Source organism: Kitasatospora sp. NPDC034533 (assembly GCF_055575155.1).
This window is the reverse complement of sequence record NZ_JBVITE010000009.1, coordinates 130,330-150,245: the sequence shown is the minus strand read 5'-3', so window position 1 is coordinate 150,245 and position 19,916 is coordinate 130,330. Positions and strand designations below refer to the sequence as shown.

The window sequence follows — 19,916 nt, the reverse complement described above, 5'->3', positions numbered from 1 at the left end:
TTCTCCTACCGGGTGAGAGCGGACTCGTCGGCCAGGCGGCCGCCGCCGACGGTGCCGGTGCCCCGGACGTCGATGAACTTGGGGTGCTTGCGGCGCATGCTGTCGAGGACGAACTCGTAGGGGACGTCGTCGAAGGCTCCGTGGTCGGTGAGGAACTCCATGGCGCCGCCCGCCCCGTGGGGGTGGTAGAGGCTGTCGTTGAGCCCGTCGAACTCCAGGGCCTGCATGCCGTACAGCTTGCAGAGCAGCTTGTTGAACACCGGGGTGGCCTTGACCCATCTGCCGTCCAGGTAGACCTGGGTGAGCCCGTGGAAGAACACGTCGCCGCCGATGTGGTCCAGGAGGCGGGGCGAGGCGAGGTGGTTGCGCACGTCGCCGTACACCAGGCGGGAGGGGATGCCCAGGGCGCGCACGGCGGCCGCGTACAGCGCGGACTTGTGCAGGCAGAAGCCGGACTTGGTGGTGGCGGTGTGCGAGGCCTTGAGGCCCTCCCGGGAGAGGGGGGCGCCGTAGACCTCGTAGTCGACGCCGTCGCGCACCGCGTAGTACAGCTCGATCGCGTTGGTCCGCTGGTCCGCCCCGCGGTCCTTGACGGCGTGGTCGACGAAGGCCTGGACCTCGTCGGTGTCGTAGTCGAGGAAGGCGGTGGGCCGCGTGAGTAGGGTCAGTTCGTCGTTCATGTCGGGGATTCCTCTCCGCTCAGAGTCCGAGGAGCATGGCGATGCGGTTGCGCTGGATCTCGGAGGTGCCCGAGTAGATCGTTCCGGCGATCGAGTTGCGCAGGTCCCGCTCGACGCCGTACTCGGTGAGCACGCCCCGGCCGCCGTGGATCTGCACCGCGTCCAGCGCGGTCTGCACGTTGGCCTCGGACACGATCGTCTTGGTGGCCGCGAGGTCGAGCGCGGCGTCCTGGTTGCGCTCGACCTTGGCGCCGGTGTCGGTGAGCCACTTGCGGGCCGTCTCCACCCGCATCTTGGTGTCCACGATCTTGTGGGAGACGCCCTGGTAGGAGCTGATGGGCTGGCCGAACTGGCGGCGCTCCTTGGCGAAGGCGATGGTCTCCTCCAGGCGCCGGGTCATCTCGCCCAGGGTGATGGAGAAGCCGAAGAGGACCTCGCGCTTCATCACGTAGTCCAGGACGCGGAAGCCGGCTCCCTCCTGCCCGACCCGCTGGCTGACGGGGATGCGCAGCTCGTCGAAGGAGAGCCTGCCGACCGGGCTGGTGCGCAGGCCGATCTTCTCCATCGCGGGGCCCACGGTCAGGCCGGGGGTGCCGGCCTCGACGAGCAGGGTGGTGAGGCCGAAGGGGCCCGGCTTGCCGGTGCGGACGTACAGCAGGAAGAGGTCGGCGACCGGGGCGTTGGTGATGAACATCTTGTCGCCGGTGACGACGTAGTGGTCCCCGTCGCGGCGGGCGACGGTGGCCAGGTTCATCGCGTCGGACCCGCCGGACTGCTCGGTGATCGCGTGCGCGGTGATCGCCTCACCGGACATGATCTTCGGGAGCCACTTCTCCTTCAGCTCCTGGCTTCCGAACCGTTGGAGGGGCACGCCCACCGACACGATCTGCGTCGAGGCGGAGAAGGAGAGGCCGGCGTCGCGGGAGGTGTAGCCCAGGCCCTCCAGGGCGCGCATCGTCTCGGTGAGGCTGTGGCCGGCGCCGCCGAACTCCGGCGCGAAGTGGGTGCGCAGGAGGCCGGTCTCCTGGAGGGCCTTCCACTTGTCGTGGGGGAACTCGCCCGCCGCGTCCAGCTCGCGAGTACCGGCGTTGAGCTGGTCGGCCCACGGGGCGGTGAGGTGAAAGAGGTCATCGGTCACGGGAGATCCTGGTCCATTCCAACAGTGGGATCGCGGCAAGAGCGGATCGGGGCCGTGCCGTGACGGCGTTCCACGGCACGGGCGGACGGCCACGGGCTCGGGCGCTCACGCGGACCGATGCGGCCCGGGGCCCGGCCCGGAGCCCGCCGGGGTGCGGGCTCCGGGCCGGGGCTGGTGAGACCGGCGGCCGGAGGGAGCGGCGGCTCAGTACTGGGAGTAGCCGTCCTCGGAGAGGGTGTGCTTCTCGTCGCCGTTGATCGGCGGGTTGAAGATCGACACCAGGTGGAGGTCCTCGTCCTCGGAGGCGATCAGGTGGTGCGGGTCGTGCTCGTTGAGGACGTAGATGGTGCCCGGGACGATCTTGTGGCGGGTGCCGTCCTTCTCGACGACCTCGCCCGACCCGCCGATGCAGTAGCAGGCCTCCAGGTGCTGGCGGTACTGCAGGGCGCTGGAGGTGCCCTTGCGGACGAGGGTGTCCGCGACGGCGAAGCCCATGCCGTCACGCTTGGTCAGGAGCCGGTAGCTGAGGCCGTTGCCCCACTCGACGGGGGCGACATCATCGAGGCTGCGGGTGAACATCTCTCTGGTTCTCCTTCGGAATCGGGTGGTACGACGGGTCGGTTCGGTCGGTCCGAGGTGCGGTTGGTCGGTTGGTCCGCGGTGCGGTTGGTCGGTCGGTCGGTCGGTTGGTCCGAGGTGCGGTTGGTCGGTCGGTCCGAGGTGCGGCCGGCCGGCCGGTTGGTCGGTCGGTCCGGCGTGCGGTGCGGCCGGCCGGTGGCTCCGTCCGGTCGGTCAGGCGGCGGCCGCGGCCGGCTGGTGGCCCTCGATCATGGCGACGATGGCGTCGAGGGTGCGGAAGTCGTCCGGGCCGAAGTCGATGTCGTCGACGGGCAGTTGGTAGGCCTTGGTGAAGTGCGCGAGCATCTTCACCAGGCCGAGGCTGTCGATGACTCCGGAGTCGAGCAGGTCGTAGTCGCCGGTGAGGTCCGAGACGTCCTCCCCGGAGAGGAACTGGGCCACGACGTAGGCCCGGACCTCGGCGGCGATGGTTGCGGTGCTCATGCTTCGTTCTCCTTCATGAGGGTCTGCTTGATCAGGTTCCGGTCGGGTTTGCCCGTCGAAGTGCGGGGCAGCGGAGCCGCGGTGAGGTGCACCGAGGCCGGGATGGCATGGCGGGGCAGCTGTCGGCCCAGGTGGCTGCGCAGCCGCAGGCTGGTGAGCTCACTGCCCTGGCGTCGGGTGACGTGGGCGTGCAGGCGCACTCCGGCCTGCGGGTCCGGCAGTGGTACGACCACGGCCTCCGCGATGTCCGGGTGGGCCGCGATCACGTTCTCCACCTCCTGGAGGTTCGTGCGGACTCCCCTCACCTTCACGTGCCAGTCCGCGCGCCCTTCGAGGAAGTACAGGCCCTCGGTGGTGCGGGTGACGATGTCACCGGTGCGGTAGAAGACCCGGCCGTCCAGCTGCGTGAAGACCGCGTCGTTCAGGTCCCGGCGCAGGTAGCCGCCGGTCTGGAACGGTGTGGACACCAGCAGTTCACCGGTGCCCGCCGCGGCGAGGCGCCTGCCCTCGGCGTCGACGACCAGGGCGTCGGTGCCGTTGATGGGCCGGCCGATGGGCATCGGGCCGTCCAGGGCGGTGGGGTCGACGTGGTGGATGAAGGAGTCGTTGGTCTCCGTGCAGCCGAACACGTTGTGGAAGGCTGCCCGGGGGAACCCGGGTGCGACGCGGCGCAGGAGGTCGGCCGGCATGCGGTCACCGGTGAAGATCGCGTGGCGCACCGAGCCGAAGGAGCCGCCCTGTTCGAGCAGCAGCCGGTACATCATCGGCACGCCCTGAACGAAGCTGACCCGGTGTCGGTCGGCCAGCCCGGCCAGGTACGCGGCGTCGGTCGCCCGCTGCTGCTCCACCAGGACGACGCTCGCGCCGAGCCGCAGGAAGGTCCAGACGTCAAGCAGGGCGAGGTCGAAGTTGAGGGGTGCGTACGACAGGGCGGTCTCGTCCGGCGTCAGTGCGAACTCGTCGACGGCCCAGTCGGCGAAGGCGTCGAATCCGGCGGACTCGATCGGGACGATCTTGGGGGTGCCGGTCGAACCGGAGGTGGTCAGCAGCAGCCGGGTCCGTTGCGGATCCGGCACCGCGAACCCCTCCGCCGCCCCCTCCTCGGCACGCACCGGTGTCGCGGTGAGCGTGCCGTCGGCGGTCGCGGTGAGCAGGTGGGACACCCTCGCCTGCTGGGCCAGGCGCTGGAGCGCGTCGCTGCCCAGGTCCGGGGAGGGGGCGAGGGCGATGTGGCCCTCCTGGAAGACGGCCAGCAGCAACGCGATGGTCTGCGGCGTCTTGTGCGCCGGCACGGCCACGGTGCTGCCTGCCGGGAGGTTCAGCTGCGACAGCTGACCGCGCAGACCCAGGGTCAGGTCGGCCAGCCGGCCGTAGGTGACGGCCTGGTCGTTGAAGTGGAGGGCGATGTGGTGGGGCCGTTCGTCGCCGTGGGCGACGACGGTCTCGGTCAGGAGGGACGATGGCACGGCGGGATTCCTCGCGGTCGGCTCAGCCTCCGGCAGCGGGTGCCGGTCTGCTGTTCGAATCGTGCGGTGTCGAGCTAGAAGGTACCCGCCGAAGTCCATGCTTGGTCAAGCATGCACTTGCCGAAGTGGGTGTGACCCAGGCCACCCGGATTGCTTGATCAAGCAACTGACACCCCATCTTCGCTTGCACGCCCAAGCAAAAACCCCGAACGCTGGCTGCGTTCGGGGCGGGGTTGGAGCAGGTGAGGCGGCCGGGCCGGCGCGCCGCGGGGCCCTGGTCAGATCTGGGTCGCGCGCAACGCCTGGACGGTGGGGCCCAGTTCGGGATCGGCGGTGAAGGTGTTCAGCGCGGACGACAGCACTTCCGCGTAGGTGGCACGCGCGGCCTGGTAGCGCTGGCGCCCTTCGTCCGTGATGACCGCGTAGACGCCGCGCTTGTCCGACGGGCACAGGTCCTTGAAGGCGAAGCCGGCCGTCTCCAGGCGGCCCACCAGGCGGGTCACCGACGACTGGCCCAGGCCGACCCGGTCGGCCAGGTCCTGCATCCGCAACTCGCTCGTCTTGGACTGGTGCAGGTGTTCCAGCGAGCGGTACTCCGACAGGCCGATCCCGTGGCGCCGCTGTAGCGCCAGGGCGAGTTCGCGTTCCACGTGCGCGTGGAGCGCGAGCACCCGGTTCCAGGCGGCCTGGTCGGAGGTGCGCAGCGGCGCGTGCTGTGAAGTTGCCATAAGTGCCTCCCTTGCAGAGGTGTTGCTTGACAGAAGAGTACATGCGCATACAAGATCCTGGCGTCCCCAGTTACGTTTCCAGGGGCTTACGCACCAAACTTGATTGCACGTACAAGCAATCTCCCCGATGTGCGCATCCGCCCGCAAGACCGCGGGCGCCACGGGTTCCGACAACTTCGGCCCGCGCTCCACCGTCTCCACCGACCACCGGACGGCCGCTCAAGGTGACGCACACCCCGATCGACGGCACCCAGTGCCGCCCCGGGAGCCCCTGACGGCCGGAAAGGCTGAGTGATCCAGTGAAGATCCAGATCTGGTCCGACTACGTCTGCCCCTTCTGCATGCTGGCCGAAGGCCCGCTGGAGGAGGCGACCGAGGGCCTCGACGTCGAGATCGAGTGGAAGCCCTTCGAACTCCGTCCCCATCCCGAGCCCACCCTCCGGCCGGAGGACGACTACCTGCCCGACATCTGGCAGCGAGCCGTGTACCCGATGGCCCGTCGCCTGGGCGTCGACATCACCCTTCCCACCGTCTCCCCGCAGCCCTACACCCGGCTGGCCTTCGAGGGCTACCAGTACGCGGCCGAGCACGGCAGGGGGACGGAGTACACCAAGCGATTGTTCCGCGCCTTCTTCCAGGAGGACCAGGACCTCGGCGAACCGGACGTCCTCACCGCGCTCGCCCGCGAAGTCGGCCTGGACGCCGACGAGTTCCGCGCCGCCCTCGACAACGGCACCTACCGCGCCAAGCACCAGGAGGCCCTGCGCGAGGCCGCCGCCCACCGCGTCCGCGCCGTCCCCACCATCATCGTCGGCGACACCCGCATCGAAGGCGTCCCGCGCCCCGACCAGCTGCGCAAGGCGATCCTCGACGCGCAGGCCGACCAGGACATCGTCTACGGTGCCGCCTGCGGCATCGACGGAGGCTGCTGACATGACCATCCGCGCCCACTTCACCCCCGTCACCCGGCCGCCGCTAGCCGAGCAGGGCCGCCACGTCCTGGCCACCGTGACGTACGGCGGCACCTCCGGCCTCGGCCGCGGCGGGCAGGGCCACCCCGACCTGGCCGTTCCGATGGCCGTCACCGGCGGCGACGCCTTCCGCGAGGTGTGGACCGTGACGGGCCGGCCTCGCTGGGCCCTACGCGAGGACCACGCCTACGCCCACAACGGCCGGCACCTCTTCGTCGCCGGGTTGCTCCCCGAACAGGGCGTCTACACCCCGCCGGTGCGCGCCCTGTACGAGAAGGCCTTCGCCCTCGTCGACTACCTCGACTACAGCCACGTCTTCCGGATGTGGAACTTCGTCGGCGACATCGTCGGCACCAACGCCGAGGGCATGGAGGTCTACCAGGACTTCGTCCAGGGCCGCGCCCAGGCGTTCCAGACCTACATGGGCGACAGCACCGCCCAGCTCCCCGCCGCCACCGGGATCGGCACCCAGGGCCGCGGCATCGCCTTCTTCCTGCTGGCGACGAAGAGGGGTGCGCCCCGGCACATCGAGAACAGCCGGCAGACCTCGGCCTACCACTACCCCGACCAGTACGGCCCCAAGTCGCCCAGCTTCGCCCGGGCCACCCTGCTCGACGACACCCTCTACGTCTCCGGCACCGCGTCCATCCTCGGCCACGAGACCGTCCACCGCGGCGACGTGCGGCGGCAGACCCGGGAGACCCTGGCCAACATCGCCCACCTCGTCTCCCGCGAGAACCTCGCGGCCCAGGGAATCGAGGCGGCGGGCCACGACCTGAAGGACCTTCGGATGATCAAGGTGTACGTACGACATGAAGACGATGTTCCGGCGGTACGCGCGGTCTGTGAAGAGACGCTTGGTCTTGGCGTTGAGGTGAAGTACCTCAACGTCGCCGTGTGCCGCGACGACCTGCTCGTCGAGATCGAGGGCATCGTCCCCGCCCGGGGGTGGGACCTGTGACCGCCCTCAAGGTGGGCGTCGTCCTGCCCGGACGCGAGTCCGTCATCGACGAAGGCCCCTACCCCGGCAACCTCGCCTCGATCGCCGCCCTGGCCGAGGAGTCCGGCTTCGACTCCGTCTGGGCCGGCGAGTCCCCCCTCGCCCGCTCGCGGATGAACCCGCTGCTCGCCCTCGCCGCGGCCGCCACGGCCACCGAGCGGCTGGAGCTGGGCACCGCCGTCCTCATGCCGCTGCGCCCGCCCGTCCACCTGGCGCACGAACTGGCCTGCCTCGACCGGATCTCCGCCGGCCGGTTGATCGCGGGCATCGGATCCGGTTTCGCCTCCCCCGCGACGGAACGCGAATTCGCCAACTACGGGCTGGACTTCGGCACCCGCTTCGGCCGGATGCGCGAGACCGTCGAGATCTGCCAGGCCCTGTGGGCGGCCCGCGGCGAGCCCGTCTCGTACGAGGGGAAGCACTACCGGCTCCAGGACGCGGCCCTGCTGCCCGTGCCGCACCGGCCGCAGGGGCCCCCGCTGTGGATCGCCCACTCCGGCCCCAAGATGCTGCGGCGGGCGGGCCACGACTTCGACGGCTGGATGCCGACCTCCACCACTCCCGAGAAGTACGGCGAAGGCTGGGAGCAGGTGACCGCCGCTCGGCAGGAGGCGGGCCGCCCCGCCGAGGCCGTCACCGGCGCCGTCTACCTCTCCGTCGCGGTCGACCGCTCCCGCCGACAGGCCGAGGAGACCCTGTGGTCCTACTTCCGCGCCTACTACGGCCTTCCGCTCACCACCATGCGCACCACCCAGGGGATCTTCGGAGGGACCCCGCAGGAGGTCGCCGACTGGCTCCACCAGTACGTCAAGAACGGCGCCCGGCACCTGATCCTGCGCCTTCCCACCGACGAACTGACGGAGGCCGGCTACCGCACCGCGCTGCGACGGACGGCGCAGGAACTGCTCCCGCTCCTCCGCGGCCTGTGAACGGCCGGTCCCAGGCCCCGGCACGGGTGCTGTGGGCGGCGGCATGGCCGATCACCGCCGTGTTCATGCTGTCGAACATCCCCACCCCGCTGCTCGGCGTCTGGCAGCAGCGCATCGGCTTCTCCACCGGCACCGCGACGGTCGTCTTCGCCGCCTACATCGGCGGACTGCTCCTCGCCCTGCCCTTCACCGGAGCCCTGGCCGACCGGTACGGCACCCGCCGGGTGCTGGTCCCCGCCCTGGCCGCCGGGCTCGTCTCCTGCGTCCTGTTCATGACGGCCACCCACGTGCTCACCCTGATCGTCGCGCGACTGCTCACCGGTGTGGCGGTCGGCGCGGCGCTCTCGGCCGGCACCGCGGCGGTCGCCCACGTCGGAGGCGAGCGGCGGCGCCCGCAGGCCGTCCTCGCCGCGTCGGTGGCCATCGGCGCCGGCCTGGCGACCGGTCCGCTGCTCGGCGGCAGCGTCTCCCAGTACTGTCCGGCGCCCACCGTGACCGTGTTCGTGCTCGAAGCCCTCCTGCTCCTGTCCGCCCTGGCCATCGTGTACGCCCTCCACCCACCACCCCCGCCCGCCCCCCGGGCGTCGTCCACCGCCGGATGGCGGCGGCTGCCCTCGGTCCCCCCGGCCAACCGCCGCGGCCTCGCCACGAGCCTCATGGCCTACATCCCCGGCATGGTCGGGACCTCCCTCCTGCTCGCCCTGGGACCGATCCTGCTCGCCTTCCTCCTGCACACCGGCAACCGGCTGGTGACGGGCGGGATCGGCTTCATGATGTTCGGAGCGTCCACCGGCATCCAGTTCGCGATCAAGAAGCTGCCGGTGGACCGGATCCTCGGCACCGCCGGGATCGTCACCGGCGCCGCCATGCTCGGCACGGCCGCCGCCGTCCGCACCCACTCCCTCGCCCTCCTTTCCGTCGCGGCGGTCCTCGCCGGCGTCGGCCAGGGCATGGGCCAGTACGGCGGCTTCTCCCGCCTGGGCACCGAAGTCGCCCCCACCCGCCTCGCCGAGGCCAACGCCGCGCTCAGCGCGGGCGGATACCTGTTCGCCGGGATCCTTCCCATCCTCACCGGCTACCTGGGCGATCTGACCGGAATCGCCACCTCGTCCACCGTGTTCGCGGCCCTGACCGCCGCCGCGGCGCTCGCGGGAGCGTTCCTGATCAACTCGGCCCGGCTGCGCGCACCCGTCGAGGAACGTCGGGAACCGTCGCCGGTGTCCTCCTCCTGATCGACCCCGCCCCCGACGACGCGCACCCCCGCGCGCGGCGTCGCCGGACGGCCGGTGCCGGGCCCGCGCCCGCGCCGGCCGTCCGGTCCTACGGGCGCCGGACGGGCTGCCGCACCCCGCGCCGCGGCCCTCCCCTACCACTCGAACGTCCTTCGGACTATCGTTAGTTGGCGGAAGCTATCGAAATCCCCAGTCCGATCCGCCGGCCGCCCCCGGCCCGGCCGGCAGGAGGCAGCGGTGGCGACACGACTCTCCGACGACGGCAGGACCGAGCGGCTGCGCCCGGCCCGTACCGGTGTGGAACCGGACCACCCCCGCTACAAGTGGGTGGCCCTGTCCAACACCACCCTCGGCACCCTGATCGCCACCGTCAACGCCTCGATCGTCCTGATCTCGCTGCCCGCGATCTTCAACGGCATCGGCCTGGACCCGCTCCAGCCCGGCAACGTCGGCTACCTGCTGTGGATGCTGATGGGCTACATGCTCGTCACCGCCGTCCTGGTGGTCACCCTCGGCAGGCTGGGCGACATCCACGGCCGGGTGCGGATCTACAACGCCGGCTTCCTGATCTTCACCCTCACGTCGGTGGCCCTCTCCCTCGATCCGCTGCACGGCGGTCCGGGAGCGCTGTGGCTGATCGGGTGGCGGGTGGTGCAGGCGGTCGGCGGCTCGATGCTGATGGCCAACTCGGCGGCGATCATCACCGACGCCTTCCCGGCCCGCCAACGCGGCACGGCCCTCGGCGTCAACATCGTGGCGGGCATCGCCGGGTCCTTCGTCGGTCTGGTCCTCGGCGGGCTCCTGGCCGAGTGGAACTGGCGGTCGATCTTCTGGGTCAACGTGCCGATCGGCGTCCTGGGCACCGTCTGGGCCTACCGCTCGCTGCGCGAGACCGGGGTGCGCAGGCCCGCCCGGCTCGACTGGTGGGGCAACCTCACCTTCGGCGTCGGCCTGACCGCCCTGCTCGCCGCGATCACCTACGGCATCCAGCCGTACGGCGGCCACACCATGGGCTGGACCGACCCCTGGGTACTGGCCGGGCTGTCCGGCGGAGTGGCGCTGCTGGTCGTCTTCTGCCTGGTCGAGCGCCGGACGCCCGAGCCGATGTTCCCGCTCTCGCTCTTCCGCGACCCGGTCTTCGCGGGCGGCAACGCGGCCACCCTGCTGGGTTCGATCGCCCGCGGCGGCCTCCAGTTCATGCTGATCATCTGGCTCCAGGGGATCTGGCTGCCGCTGCACGGCTACGACTACGCCGACACCCCGCTGTGGGCGGGCATCTACCTCGTCCCGCTGACCGTCGGCTTCCTGGCCGCCGGACCACTCTCCGGCTACCTGTCGGACCGCGCCGGGGCCCGGCTCTTCGCGGCCGGCGGGCTGGTGGTGATGGCGCTGTCCTTCGCCGGGCTGCTCCTGCTGCCGACCGACTTCGGCTACCCGTGGTTCGCCCTGCTGGTCTTCCTCAACGGCCTCGGCGGCGGCCTGTTCGCGGCGCCCAACACCTCACTGATCATGTCGAGCGTGCCGGCCGCGGCCCGCGGCGCCGCCTCCGGCATGCGGGCCACCTTCCAGAACGCCGGCATGGTGCTGTCGATCGGCGTCTTCTTCTCGCTGATGGTGGCCGGCCTGGCCGGTTCGCTGCCGCACACCCTCACCGCCGGGCTGACCGCCCAGGGCGTCCCCGCCACCGACGCCCGCACCATCGCCTCCCTGCCTCCGGTCGGCACCCTGTTCGCCGCCTTCCTCGGCTACAACCCGATCCAGCAGCTGCTGGGCCCGCACGTGCTCGGCCGGCTGCCCGCCGACGACGTCCGGACGCTGACCGGCCGGGAGTTCTTCCCGCAGCTGATCTCCGGGCCCTTCCACGACGGGCTGGTGGTGGTGTTCTGGCTGGCGATCGCGATGTCGCTGGTCGCCGCGGTCGCCTCGCTGGTCCGCGAACGCCCCCGGCCCGCCGCCGTGGACGGGGGCGACGCAGCGGCCGCACCCGGTCCGCCCGTCCCTCCGGTGCGGGAGGGGCCGTGAGCGAGGACGGCGACGGGCTGCCCGCCGAGGCCGTGGTCCGGCTCCGTCTGGCGATCGGCCGGCTCAACCGCCAGCTGGTGCGAGCCTCCGGCGACCAGGACCTCACCGCCGCCCAGCTCTCCGCCCTGGCCCGGGTCGAGCAGCACGGGCCGCTGCGGCTCGGCGAACTCGCCGCCCGCGAGGGCGTGGCGGTGCCGTCCATGGTCCGCACCGTCACCCCGCTGGTCGCCGACGGCCTGGTCGCCAAGACCCCGGACCCGCAGGACGGCCGCTCCCAGCTGCTCGCCCCCACCCCGCTCGGGCTGGAGACCCTCGCCCGGATCCGCCGCGAACGCACCGCCCTGCTGGCCCGCCGCAGCACCCGGCTCACCCCCGAACAGTGCCGCGCGCTGGAGGCGGCCCTGCCCGTCCTGGAAATGCTCCTGGAGGAGCCCGACTGACCTGCCGTCACCAGTCGGCCTGGAAGCGGCCGGTGGGCCGAGCGCGCTACCGCTCCCGGCCCGTCCGGTGGCAGGCTGACGGAATGACCTTCGACCTCACCAGCGCCCCCGACAACTGGCTCACCCCGGCCGATCCGACACCGTTCCAGGGCGGCGAGACCTTCCGCGGCGCGGACGCCGGGACGGTGCTGGAGTTCTGGCGCTACGCGATGCCCGACCTGCGGACGAACACCACCCGGGGCCTGCTGGCCGAGTTCCTGGTCCACCGGGCGGTGGGCGCGGTCCGGCGCAACGCGGAGTGGGAGAGCTTCGACGTCCGGGCCCCGGACGGGCTGAGGATCGAGGTGAAGACCAGCGCCTACCTCCAGGCCTGGGGGCAGCGCCGGCTGTCGGAGATCCGCTTCTCCCGGCTGCGCGGACGCACCTGGACGCCCGAGCACGGGGAGGCCGCAGAGCAGTCCTACAACGCCGACGTCTACGTCTTCGCCCTCCACACCGCGCGCACCCACGCCGCCTACGACCCGCTGGACATCGGCCAGTGGCACTTCTACGTCACGTCCCGCGCCGCGGTGGAGGCCACCGGACAGGCCAGCCTGGGGCTGGCCACCGTCCGGCGGCTGTGCGGCGAACCCGTCGGCTACGAGCGGCTGCGGGAGCACATCGAAGCCGCCGTGAACAGGCCGTCGGATCACCCGGGCCAGGGCACCGACGTCTGTGTCCCGACGGTGTAGTCGACGCCCGGCACGTCCCAGCCGTACAGCTGCCGGAACCGGCCGTAGAACCAGTCGGCTCCGGACGGGTCGGCGGCCAGCGCACCCGCCGGGTCGGCCCACAGTCCGCGCACCCGCTCCTGCACGGCGGGGTCGAGCTCCCAGCCGTCCAGGCGGATGCGGCCCTGCTCGTCCAGGCTCAGCGGCCTCGCGCCGGTCAGCTGCTCCCACAGCTCCACGGCCTGGTCGTCGGTGGTGCGCCAGCCGTCCTCGCCGAGGACGTTGCGCAGCAGCGAGGTGTAGAGGGCGATCGACGGGATGGCGGTGGAGGCCTGGGTGACGGCCGCGCCCGCGACGACGGTGAACGCCCGGCCGCGATCGGACAGCGGGCCGTCCTGGAGCTTGCGGGCGGTGGCCTCCAGGTGCTCCTTGGCGGCGCCGATCGTGCCCTGCCGGTAGACCGGCGCGGTGATCTCGGAGCCGACGTAGGACAGGGCCACGGTGGTGAAGCCGGGAGCGAGCAGGTCGGCGCCGGCCAGCGCCCGCACCCACAGCTCCCAGTCCTCGCCGCCCATCACCTTGACCGTCGCCGCCCGCTCGGCCTCGTCGGCCGGGGCGAGGTCGACGGTGCCGATCCGCGGCTCGCCGTCCTCGAAGAGCAGCGACGGGGAGGTGTAGGCGGAGCCGAGCGGCTTGATCACCGAGTGGTGGACCTCCCCGGTCGCCGGGTCGGTGCGCCGGGGCGAGGCGAGCGAGTAGAGGAGGTAGTCGACCCGGCCGTAGCGCTCGGCCAGGAGCTTGAGCACCTCGTCGCGGGTGGCGTCCGCGTAGGCGTCGGCGTTGACGAAGGTGACGTCGCCCCCGCCCTGCTCGACCAGGGCGGAGACCGCCGCGGTGCGGTACCAGCCGGCGGTGGCGGTGCGCCGCTCCGAGGCGGGCGTCTCGTAGGCGACGCCGACGCCCCGGATGCCGTGGCGGCGCAGCCCGGCGAGCAGCAGCGCCTGTCCGTACCCGGCGCTGGACCCGAGGACCAGGGCGACCGGCGACCGGCCGTCCCCGGCCGCGGCCTCGATGCGCTGCCACTGGCGGGTGACGGTGGCAGCGCTCCCGCCGGGGTGGGAGTTGACGATCAGGTAGCCCCGCTGCTTGGGGGTGATCTGCTGGATGCTCACGCGGTGGTGCCTCTCCGATCCGGAGATCGTGATCAGGATGTCGGTCGTCCCGGAGCCTATCCGCGCAGGTGGCCCGGGCCGTTGGCCCGGCGTCACGGAAGTCGCGCCCCGCGCTTGTCGGGGGTCGTCCTTGCGGCGGCCGTCCCGTCTCGGCTAGCCGGAGCACCGGCCGGGGCCGCCCCGCTTCCGAACTCCCATGCCCGACGGATAGGTTGTGGAGATTCGGTGCCCGCCGACTGCGTCGCGGCGCGCCGGGTAGGCGGCCGGAGAGGGGCGCCGGCCCGCACGGGGTCGGCTCTCACGGCCACAGGAGGGTCGTTCGATGCAGATGCCCGTCCACCCGATGCCCGTCACGTTCCCCGACAGCCCGCTGCCCGACGTCCCGATCGTCGCGGAGCTGCGGTTCGACCCGAGCCTGCCGTACGCGGCCTGCCTGGCGTTCCCGCTGACGTCCTGCGCGTGCGTGCCGGACGAGGCCCAGGTGCGCTGGTACTTCAGCCGGGAGCTGCTGAACGAGGGGCGGCACGCCCCGGCCGGGACCGGTGACGTGCGGGTGAGCCCGGGGGACCTGGGCGAGGTGCTGATCACCCTGCGCGGGCCCGACGGCGCCCAGGCCGTCCTCTGCGCCCCGGAGGACGAGGTCACCGCCTTCCTCTCGGACTCCTTCCACCTGGTGCCCGCCGGCACGGAGTCCGAGCACCTCGACGTGGACGCCGTGCTCGCCCTGCTGCTCACCGAGGACTGACCGGCGGACGGTCCGCCTCCCACCGCCGGACGACCGCGCCCGTTCCCCCGTTGGAGTGCTCTGCCACCGCCCGCCGGAGCCAACCGCAGTGCTCGGCCGCCCCGCGCGCGGCACGGGCCACTAGGTTCCTGCCGTGGACGAAACCAGGGCTTCGAACGGGCGCGCGCCGTCCGCCGGCGAACGCGTCGCGACCCGGCTGGACCAGCGGCTGCCGGTCATGGAGGCGGGCCGGGAACTGCTGCGCAAGGTCTTCCCGGACCACTGGTCGTTCCTGCTCGGCGAGCTCGCGCTGTACAGCTTCGTCGTCCTGCTGCTGACCGGCGTCTACCTGACCCTCTTCTTCGACCCGAGCATGAACGAGGTGGTCTACCGGGGCGGCTACGCGCCGCTGGACGGCGTGCCGGTGTCCGAGGCGTTCGCGTCGACCCTGCGGATCAGCTTCGAGGTGCGCGGCGGCCTGATGGTCCGTCAGATCCACCACTGGTCGGCGCTGTTGTTCACCTCGGCGATCGGCCTGCACCTGCTCCGGGTGTTCTTCACCGGGGCGTTCCGCCGCCCGCGCGAGCTCAACTGGGTGATCGGGGTGACGCTGTTCACCCTCGCCCTGCTGGAGGGGTTCTCCGGCTACTCGCTGCCGGACGACACCCTCTCCGGCACCGGCCTGCGGATCGCCGAGGGCGTCCTGCTCTCGGTGCCGCTGGTCGGCACCTACCTCACCCTGTTCGCGTTCGGCGGCGAGTACCCCGGGCACGAGATCATCCCCCGGCTGTTCACCCTGCACGTCCTGCTGGTCCCCGGCCTCCTGCTGGCCCTGGTCGGGGCGCACCTGACGCTGGTGGTGGTGCTGAAGCACACCCACTGGGCGGCCCCCGGCCGCACCAACCGCAACGTGGTGGGGATGCCGTTCTTCCCGCAGTTCCTGACCCGCACCACGGGCCTGCTGTTCACGGTGGGCGGCGTGATGGCGCTGTCCGCCTTCCTCGCCGAGATCAACCCGATCTGGCGGTACGGCTCCTACCGCCCCGACGTGGTCGCGGCGGGCGCCCAGCCTGACTGGTACATCGGCTTCATCGAGGGGGCGCTGCGGCTGATGCCGGCCGCGGAGACCAGGGTGCTCGGGCACACCGTGTCGTGGAACGTGTTCCTGCCCGCCGTGGTGGTGCCCGGCCTGCTCTTCGCGGCGCTCTACGCCTACCCCTTCGCCGAGCGATGGCTGGAGGGCGACACCGGCGAGCACCACCTATGCGACCGCCCGCGCAACAAGCCCACCCGCACCGCGCTGGGCGCCGCCGGGATCACCTGCTACGCGGTGCTGCTGATCGCCGGCGGCAACGACGTGATCGCGTACGGGTTCGGCGTCTCCGTCAACGCGCTCACCGTGGTGCTGCGGGTGGCGCTGATCGTGCTGCCCCCGGTGGCCTTCGTGCTCACCCGGCGGCTCTGCCTGTCCCTCCAGGACCGGGACCGCTCCCGGCTGCTGGACGGCGACGAGACCGGCCGGATCGACCAGTCCCCCGACGGCGGCTTCTCCGGCCACCACCGCCCGGTGCCCGCGGCCGAGCGCTACGTGCTCCTGGCGCGCGCCGTACCGGAACCGGTCACCGCGCCGGAGGGGGCGCCGCGGCACCAGCGGGCGCGCGCCGCGGCCAGCTCCTGGTTCCACCGCGACATGGTCGAACTCCCCGCCGGCGAACGGGAGTCGGAGCACCTCGCGGACGCCCTCACCGGCCCGGCCCACCCCGCTCCCCCGGCGCCCCGGGCCCCCGGGCCCGCGCCGGGAGGCCCGCTCCGGCGGCTGCTGCGCCGGCTCAGCCCCCGCCGTGGTCGCGGTACTGGAAGATGAAGCCGCCGACGGCGAGCGCGAGCACCACGGCGCCGACGACGAGCAGCCACCGGGCGAAGACCAGGCCCAGCGCGAAGACCGTCAGGCCGACCGCCGTCAGCACCGGGTAGCCGCTGCGGGCCGGGAAGAAGCCCACCGGTCCGGCGGCCTCCGCGATCTCGGCCTCCTTGCGGTCCTGTGCCCGACCGCCACCCCCGCGCTGGTGCTGGACGAACCAGAACAGCGCCACCAGGCCGGACATCAGGAACGCCACCGTCAGGATCGCCTTGCCGGCCGGCTCCCGGGCCCAGAGCCCGTAGACCAGTCCGGTCACCGCGAAGAACGCCGTCATCACGCCGAACAGCCACCCCTCCGCCTTCACCGCCCGCCGCCCTTCCCGCTGGTACGGCCGGACGGCTGCCCGGCGGTGTCACCGGACGACTCCTCCGCGGGCACCTCCGGATGGTGCAGGTCGAAGGCCGGGGACTCGGAGCGGATCCGGGGCAGCGCGTGGAAGTTGTGCGACGGCGGTGGGCAGGAGGTGGCCCACTCCAGCGAGCGGCCCCAGCCCCACGGGTCGTCCTCCCCGACCCGGACGCCGTGCCGGGTGGTGGTCCAGACGTTGTAGAAGAACGGCAGGTTGGAGACCCCGAGCAGGAACGAGCCGATGGACGCACAGACGTTCAGCGCCGTGAAGTCGTCCACCGCCAGGTAGGTGGCGTAGCGGCGCGGCATCCCCTGGGCGCCCAGCCAGTGCATCACCAGGAAGGTGGTCTGGAACCCCACGAAGAGGATCCAGAAGTGCACCTTGCCCAGTCTCTCGTCGAGCATCTTCCCGGTCAGCTTCGGCCACCAGAAGTAGAAGCCGCCGAACGTCGCGAACACGACCGTCCCGAACAGCACGTAGTGCAGGTGGGCCACCACGAAGTAGCTGTCGGTGACGTGGAAGTCGATCGGCGGCGCGGCCAGCAGCACGCCGCTCAGCCCGCCGAACAGGAAGGTCACCAGGAAGCCGATCGACCAGAGCATCGGGGTCTCGAAGGACAGCGAGCCGTTCCACATGGTGCCGATCCAGTTGAAGAACTTCACCCCGGTGGGCACCGCGATCAGGAACGACATCATCGAGAAGAACGGCAGCAGCACCTGGCCGGTGGCGAACATGTGGTGCGCCCACACCGACATGGACAGCGCGGTGATGGCGATGGTGGCACCGATCATGCCGTAGTAGCCGAACACCGGTTTGCGGCTGAACACCGGGATGATCTCGGTGATGATGCCGAAGAACGGCACCGCGACGATGTAGACCTCCGGGTGGCCGAAGAACCAGAACAGGTGCTGCCACAGCAGCGCCCCGCCGTTCGCCGCGTCGAAGGCGTGCGCGCCGAACTTGCGGTCCGCCTCCAGGCAGAGCAGGGCGGCGGTCAGCACCGGGAAGGCCAGCAGCACCATGATCGACGTGAACAGCACGTTCCAGGTGAAGATCGGCATCCGGAACAGCGTCATCCCCGGTGCCCGCAGGCAGGTGATGGTGGTGACGAAGTTGACCGAGCCCAGGATGGTGCCCACACCGGCCACCACCAGGCCGAACGCCCACAGGTCCCCGCCCTGCCCGGGCGAGAACACCGGCCCGTTCAGCGGCGCGTAGGCGAACCAGCCGAACCCGGGCGCGCCCTGCTCGCTGAGGAAGCCGCTCAGCACCATCAGCCCGCCCAGCAGGAACGCCCAGTAGGTGAAGGCGTTCAGCCGGGGGAAGGCCACGTCGGGCGAGCCGATCTGCAACGGCATGATCGCGTTGGCGAACCCGGCGAAGGTCGGGGTGGCGAACAGCAGCAGCATGATCGTGCCGTGCATGGTGAACAGCTGGTTGTACCGCTCGTTGGACACCAGCCCGGTGTCCGGCCCCATCAGCTGGGCCCGCATCAGCAGCGCGAGCACGCCCCCGACCAGGAAGAAGCCGAAGGCCGTCGCCAGGTAGAGGTTCCCGATGACCTTGTGGTCCGTGGTGAACAGCCAGCGCAGCAGGGTGCTGCCCTGCCGGACCCGGACCGGGGTGCGATCCCGCGGCGCCCGGGGCGGCGCGGTGGACGAAGCGCTCATGGAACCTCCGCAGCGGAGCCGGTGACGCCCCCGGTCACGGCGCCGACCCCCTCCCCGACCAGCGGAGGGCCCGCCCTCGCACGCCATCGCCGACCCTAGCGGCGACCGGCCGGGCCGCCGGGGTGCCACGCGGTGCTGTCGACCGGGTGGCACCGCCGTCCGGGGGCCGCGCGCTGCGAGGCGCCGGGCTCAGCGCTCGCGCAGGCCGGGGACCACCTCGCGCAGGCGCTCGATGTCGATGGCGCCCGCCCGCAGCAGGACCGGCACCTCGCCGGTGATGTCCACGATCGAGGAGGGCACGGCCGCCGCGGTCGGCCCCCCGTCGAGGTAGACCGCCACCGAGTCGCCCAGCATGCCCTGGGCGGCGTCGCAGTCCTGCGGCGAGTCGTGCCCGGTCAGGTTCGCGCTGGAGACGGCCAGCGGTCCGGTGGCGTCGAGCAGTTCGATGGCGACCGGGTGCGCGGGCATCCGCACCGCGACCGTCCCGTGGGTGTCGCCGAGGTCCAGCTCGACCGACGGCAGGTGGCGGGCGACGACGGTCAGCCCGCCCGGCCAGAACTCCTTGACGAGGTCCCGGGCGCGCTCCGTCACCTCGACCAGCCCGTCCAGCGCCTCCGGCGAGCCGACCAGCACCGGCGAGGGCATGTTGCGGCCACGGCCCTTGGCGCGCAGCAGACGGTCCACCGCCTGCGGCGAGAAGGCGTCCGCGCCCACCCCGTACACGGTGTCCGTGGGCAGGACGACCAGCTCACCGCGGCGCACCGCGGCCACGGCCTCGCGCAGCCCGGCTGCGCGCTCGGACGCGTCCGAGCAGTCAAAACGACGAGTCATCAGGGGTCTCCACCGGCGGGCCGCCGGCCCGCACCGTTCCTCCGGCCCGGCCACCTCTCCGGCCGGACACGACCTGGTCAGCCTACCCGCCCCGGTGCGGCACCCCGGCGGGGCCGGTCCCCGGTGGCCCGCCCGGCGGCCTCGGCCGTCCGGGTGACGCGGGGCTCCGCCCCCGCCCTCGCCCCTGCTCCCGGGGGCGGGTCGCGGCAGCCCGGCGTAAGTTGCCGACATGAGCAGTGACGAGACGGTCCCGGCCGTGGGCGTGCGCCCGCTGGACGAGGTGTTCGCCGCGCTCGACAAGGTCAACCGGTGCCCCCGGCCCTGGACCGGTTTCGAGCACGGCGTGCTCGGCGCCTACCGGTGGGCGGCCGGCGCCCAGGTCGCGGCTCCGGTCACCGCCGCGGCCACGGCGGCGGCCGGGGGCCCGTGCCACGCGCAGTTGCTGGCCGAGTGCCAGGCCGCCGCCGTGGGCCTGCACCGGGCGCGCGCCCAGGGGGCCGATCACCGGTACCTCCTGGGCGTCCACCGGGCGCTGGCGTGGCTCTGCGGACTGCACGAGGACCGCCCCTGAGCGGTGGGGTCCGACGTGTGGCGCGGAGCGCGGGAAGCGCGGTTCGGTACGGAGGAAGCGCGGTTTCAGTGCGCGGTTTCAGTAGTAGTGGCGGCGTCCGCCGAGGGCGTGCCCGAGGGATCCGGCGACCCACAGGATCAGACCGATGACGGCCAGGATGATGCCGATGGTCCACAGGATCGAGATGCCGGTGACGAAGCCGATGATGAGCAGGATGACACCGAGGATGATCACGAGGGTCTCCCGTTGACGTGGTGGCTGTCGGGCGAGGCCGCACCGGCGTCTCCTCCGGCCGGAGCC

General features: G+C 72.0%; 21 protein-coding genes. 10 read left to right on the top strand and 11 right to left on the bottom strand.

The genetic code is table 11. From position 1 onward, the window contains the following. Nucleotides 1-5: 5 nt before the first annotated feature. The 6 genes from ACZ55U_RS09565 to ACZ55U_RS09540 all read right to left on the bottom strand — a co-directional run bounded on the left by ACZ55U_RS09565 (nucleotide 6) and on the right by ACZ55U_RS09540 (nucleotide 5,074). On the bottom strand, nucleotides 6-680 hold the full coding sequence (locus ACZ55U_RS09565; RefSeq protein ID WP_465524213.1) for a transglutaminase-like domain-containing protein: 675 nt from the start codon (nucleotides 678-680) through the stop codon (nucleotides 6-8). 19 nt (nucleotides 681-699) lie between these two features. Continuing rightward, entirely contained in the window at nucleotides 700-1,818 is a 1,119-nt protein-coding gene (locus ACZ55U_RS09560; protein ID WP_465524211.1) for an acyl-CoA dehydrogenase family protein, read from the bottom strand. A gap of 204 nt (nucleotides 1,819-2,022) precedes the next feature. Beyond that, the gene (locus ACZ55U_RS09555) at nucleotides 2,023-2,397 is read right to left on the bottom strand and encodes an ectoine synthase (RefSeq protein WP_465524209.1); all 375 of its coding nucleotides are present in this window, start codon (nucleotides 2,395-2,397) and stop codon (nucleotides 2,023-2,025) included. 213 nt (nucleotides 2,398-2,610) lie between these two features. After that, nucleotides 2,611-2,880, bottom strand: a complete 270-nt coding sequence (locus ACZ55U_RS09550) for a phosphopantetheine-binding protein (RefSeq protein WP_465524207.1) — start codon at nucleotides 2,878-2,880, stop codon at nucleotides 2,611-2,613. Next, a complete protein-coding gene (locus ACZ55U_RS09545) occupies nucleotides 2,877-4,346 on the bottom strand; it encodes an AMP-binding protein (protein WP_465524205.1) in 1,470 nt (489 codons plus the stop codon). Before ACZ55U_RS09545 ends, ACZ55U_RS09550 begins: the two co-directional genes overlap by 4 nt. Before the next feature lie 278 nt (nucleotides 4,347-4,624). Continuing rightward, complete coding sequence (locus ACZ55U_RS09540) at nucleotides 4,625-5,074, bottom strand: MarR family winged helix-turn-helix transcriptional regulator (RefSeq protein ID WP_465524203.1); 450 nt, start codon at nucleotides 5,072-5,074, stop codon at nucleotides 4,625-4,627. Between the two features lie 299 nt (nucleotides 5,075-5,373). Here ACZ55U_RS09540 and ACZ55U_RS09535 point away from each other — a divergent pair, with 299 nt between their 5' ends. From ACZ55U_RS09535 to ACZ55U_RS09505, 7 genes are all read left to right on the top strand, one after another. Beyond that, nucleotides 5,374-6,006 (top strand): DsbA family oxidoreductase, encoded by a 633-nt coding sequence (locus ACZ55U_RS09535; RefSeq protein ID WP_465524201.1) that lies wholly within the window; start codon nucleotides 5,374-5,376, stop codon nucleotides 6,004-6,006. 1 nt (nucleotide 6,007) lies between these two features. Beyond that, complete coding sequence (locus ACZ55U_RS09530) at nucleotides 6,008-7,006, top strand: FkbO/Hyg5 family chorismatase (RefSeq protein ID WP_465524199.1); 999 nt, start codon at nucleotides 6,008-6,010, stop codon at nucleotides 7,004-7,006. Continuing rightward, on the top strand, nucleotides 7,003-7,974 hold the full coding sequence (locus tag ACZ55U_RS09525) for an LLM class flavin-dependent oxidoreductase (protein WP_465524197.1): 972 nt from the start codon (nucleotides 7,003-7,005) through the stop codon (nucleotides 7,972-7,974). The genes ACZ55U_RS09530 and ACZ55U_RS09525 overlap by 4 nt, the downstream gene beginning before the upstream one ends. A 65-nt stretch (nucleotides 7,975-8,039) precedes the next feature. Next, entirely contained in the window at nucleotides 8,040-9,206 is a 1,167-nt protein-coding gene (locus ACZ55U_RS09520) for an MFS transporter (RefSeq protein ID WP_465524195.1), read from the top strand. A gap of 237 nt (nucleotides 9,207-9,443) precedes the next feature. Then, a complete protein-coding gene (locus ACZ55U_RS09515; protein ID WP_465524193.1) occupies nucleotides 9,444-11,228 on the top strand; it encodes an MFS transporter in 1,785 nt (594 codons plus the stop codon). After that, a complete protein-coding gene (locus tag ACZ55U_RS09510; protein WP_465524191.1) occupies nucleotides 11,225-11,668 on the top strand; it encodes a MarR family winged helix-turn-helix transcriptional regulator in 444 nt (147 codons plus the stop codon). The genes ACZ55U_RS09515 and ACZ55U_RS09510 overlap by 4 nt, the downstream gene beginning before the upstream one ends. An 83-nt stretch (nucleotides 11,669-11,751) precedes the next feature. Then, entirely contained in the window at nucleotides 11,752-12,399 is a 648-nt protein-coding gene (locus ACZ55U_RS09505) for a hypothetical protein (protein WP_465524189.1), read from the top strand. Here ACZ55U_RS09505 and ACZ55U_RS09500 read toward each other — a convergent pair. Continuing rightward, a complete protein-coding gene (locus tag ACZ55U_RS09500; RefSeq protein WP_465524187.1) occupies nucleotides 12,357-13,550 on the bottom strand; it encodes an enoyl-[acyl-carrier-protein] reductase FabV in 1,194 nt (397 codons plus the stop codon). The genes ACZ55U_RS09505 and ACZ55U_RS09500 overlap by 43 nt on opposite strands. Nucleotides 13,551-13,872: 322 nt before the next feature. On the opposite strand from ACZ55U_RS09500, the gene ACZ55U_RS09495 reads away from it, so the two are divergent. Together ACZ55U_RS09495 and qcrB are read left to right on the top strand one after the other, a co-directional pair. After that, entirely contained in the window at nucleotides 13,873-14,295 is a 423-nt protein-coding gene (locus ACZ55U_RS09495) for an SsgA family sporulation/cell division regulator (RefSeq protein ID WP_465524185.1), read from the top strand. A 133-nt stretch (nucleotides 14,296-14,428) separates the two neighbouring features. After that, nucleotides 14,429-16,138, top strand: a complete 1,710-nt coding sequence (gene qcrB / locus ACZ55U_RS09490) for a cytochrome bc1 complex cytochrome b subunit (protein ID WP_465524183.1) — start codon at nucleotides 14,429-14,431, stop codon at nucleotides 16,136-16,138. On the opposite strand, the gene ctaF is transcribed toward qcrB, so the two are convergent. The 3 genes from ctaF to ACZ55U_RS09475 form a co-directional block, all read right to left on the bottom strand. Further along, nucleotides 16,104-16,499 carry an aa3-type cytochrome oxidase subunit IV gene (gene ctaF / locus ACZ55U_RS09485; protein WP_465524181.1) on the bottom strand — a complete coding sequence of 132 codons (396 nt, stop codon included), beginning with the start codon at nucleotides 16,497-16,499 and terminating at the stop codon, nucleotides 16,104-16,106. The two genes, qcrB and ctaF, sit on opposite strands and share 35 nt — an antisense overlap. Further along, on the bottom strand, nucleotides 16,496-18,214 hold the full coding sequence (ctaD, locus tag ACZ55U_RS09480; protein ID WP_465524179.1) for an aa3-type cytochrome oxidase subunit I: 1,719 nt from the start codon (nucleotides 18,212-18,214) through the stop codon (nucleotides 16,496-16,498). The genes ctaF and ctaD overlap by 4 nt, the downstream gene beginning before the upstream one ends. 189 nt (nucleotides 18,215-18,403) lie before the next feature. Continuing rightward, a complete protein-coding gene (locus tag ACZ55U_RS09475) occupies nucleotides 18,404-19,045 on the bottom strand; it encodes an L-threonylcarbamoyladenylate synthase (RefSeq protein ID WP_465524177.1) in 642 nt (213 codons plus the stop codon). Between the two features lie 229 nt (nucleotides 19,046-19,274). Between ACZ55U_RS09475 and ACZ55U_RS09470 the strand changes: the two genes are divergently transcribed. Further along, entirely contained in the window at nucleotides 19,275-19,616 is a 342-nt protein-coding gene (locus ACZ55U_RS09470) for a hypothetical protein (RefSeq protein WP_465524175.1), read from the top strand. A gap of 78 nt (nucleotides 19,617-19,694) precedes the next feature. On the opposite strand, the gene ACZ55U_RS09465 is transcribed toward ACZ55U_RS09470, so the two are convergent. Then, on the bottom strand, nucleotides 19,695-19,850 hold the full coding sequence (locus ACZ55U_RS09465) for a DUF6131 family protein (RefSeq protein ID WP_465524173.1): 156 nt from the start codon (nucleotides 19,848-19,850) through the stop codon (nucleotides 19,695-19,697). Nucleotides 19,851-19,916 lie beyond the last annotated feature (66 nt).

Excerpts from the sequence above, each read along its gene's own strand:
- ACZ55U_RS09565 (WP_465524213.1), bottom strand. The coding sequence starts at position 680 with ATGAACGACGAACTGACCCTACTCACGCGGCCCACCGCCTTCCTCGAC.
- ACZ55U_RS09555 (WP_465524209.1), bottom strand. The coding sequence starts at position 2,397 with ATGTTCACCCGCAGCCTCGATGATGTCGCCCCCGTCGAGTGGGGCAAC.
- ACZ55U_RS09550 (WP_465524207.1), bottom strand. The coding sequence starts at position 2,880 with ATGAGCACCGCAACCATCGCCGCCGAGGTCCGGGCCTACGTCGTGGCC.
- ACZ55U_RS09540 (WP_465524203.1), bottom strand. The coding sequence starts at position 5,074 with ATGGCAACTTCACAGCACGCGCCGCTGCGCACCTCCGACCAGGCCGCC.
- ACZ55U_RS09530 (WP_465524199.1), top strand. The coding sequence starts at position 6,008 with ATGACCATCCGCGCCCACTTCACCCCCGTCACCCGGCCGCCGCTAGCC.
- ACZ55U_RS09520 (WP_465524195.1), top strand. The coding sequence starts at position 8,040 with ATGCTGTCGAACATCCCCACCCCGCTGCTCGGCGTCTGGCAGCAGCGC.
- ACZ55U_RS09505 (WP_465524189.1), top strand. The coding sequence starts at position 11,752 with ATGACCTTCGACCTCACCAGCGCCCCCGACAACTGGCTCACCCCGGCC.
- ACZ55U_RS09495 (WP_465524185.1), top strand. The coding sequence starts at position 13,873 with ATGCAGATGCCCGTCCACCCGATGCCCGTCACGTTCCCCGACAGCCCG.
- ctaD (WP_465524179.1), bottom strand. The coding sequence starts at position 18,214 with ATGAGCGCTTCGTCCACCGCGCCGCCCCGGGCGCCGCGGGATCGCACC.
- ACZ55U_RS09475 (WP_465524177.1), bottom strand. The coding sequence starts at position 19,045 with ATGACTCGTCGTTTTGACTGCTCGGACGCGTCCGAGCGCGCAGCCGGG.
- ACZ55U_RS09470 (WP_465524175.1), top strand. The coding sequence starts at position 19,275 with ATGAGCAGTGACGAGACGGTCCCGGCCGTGGGCGTGCGCCCGCTGGAC.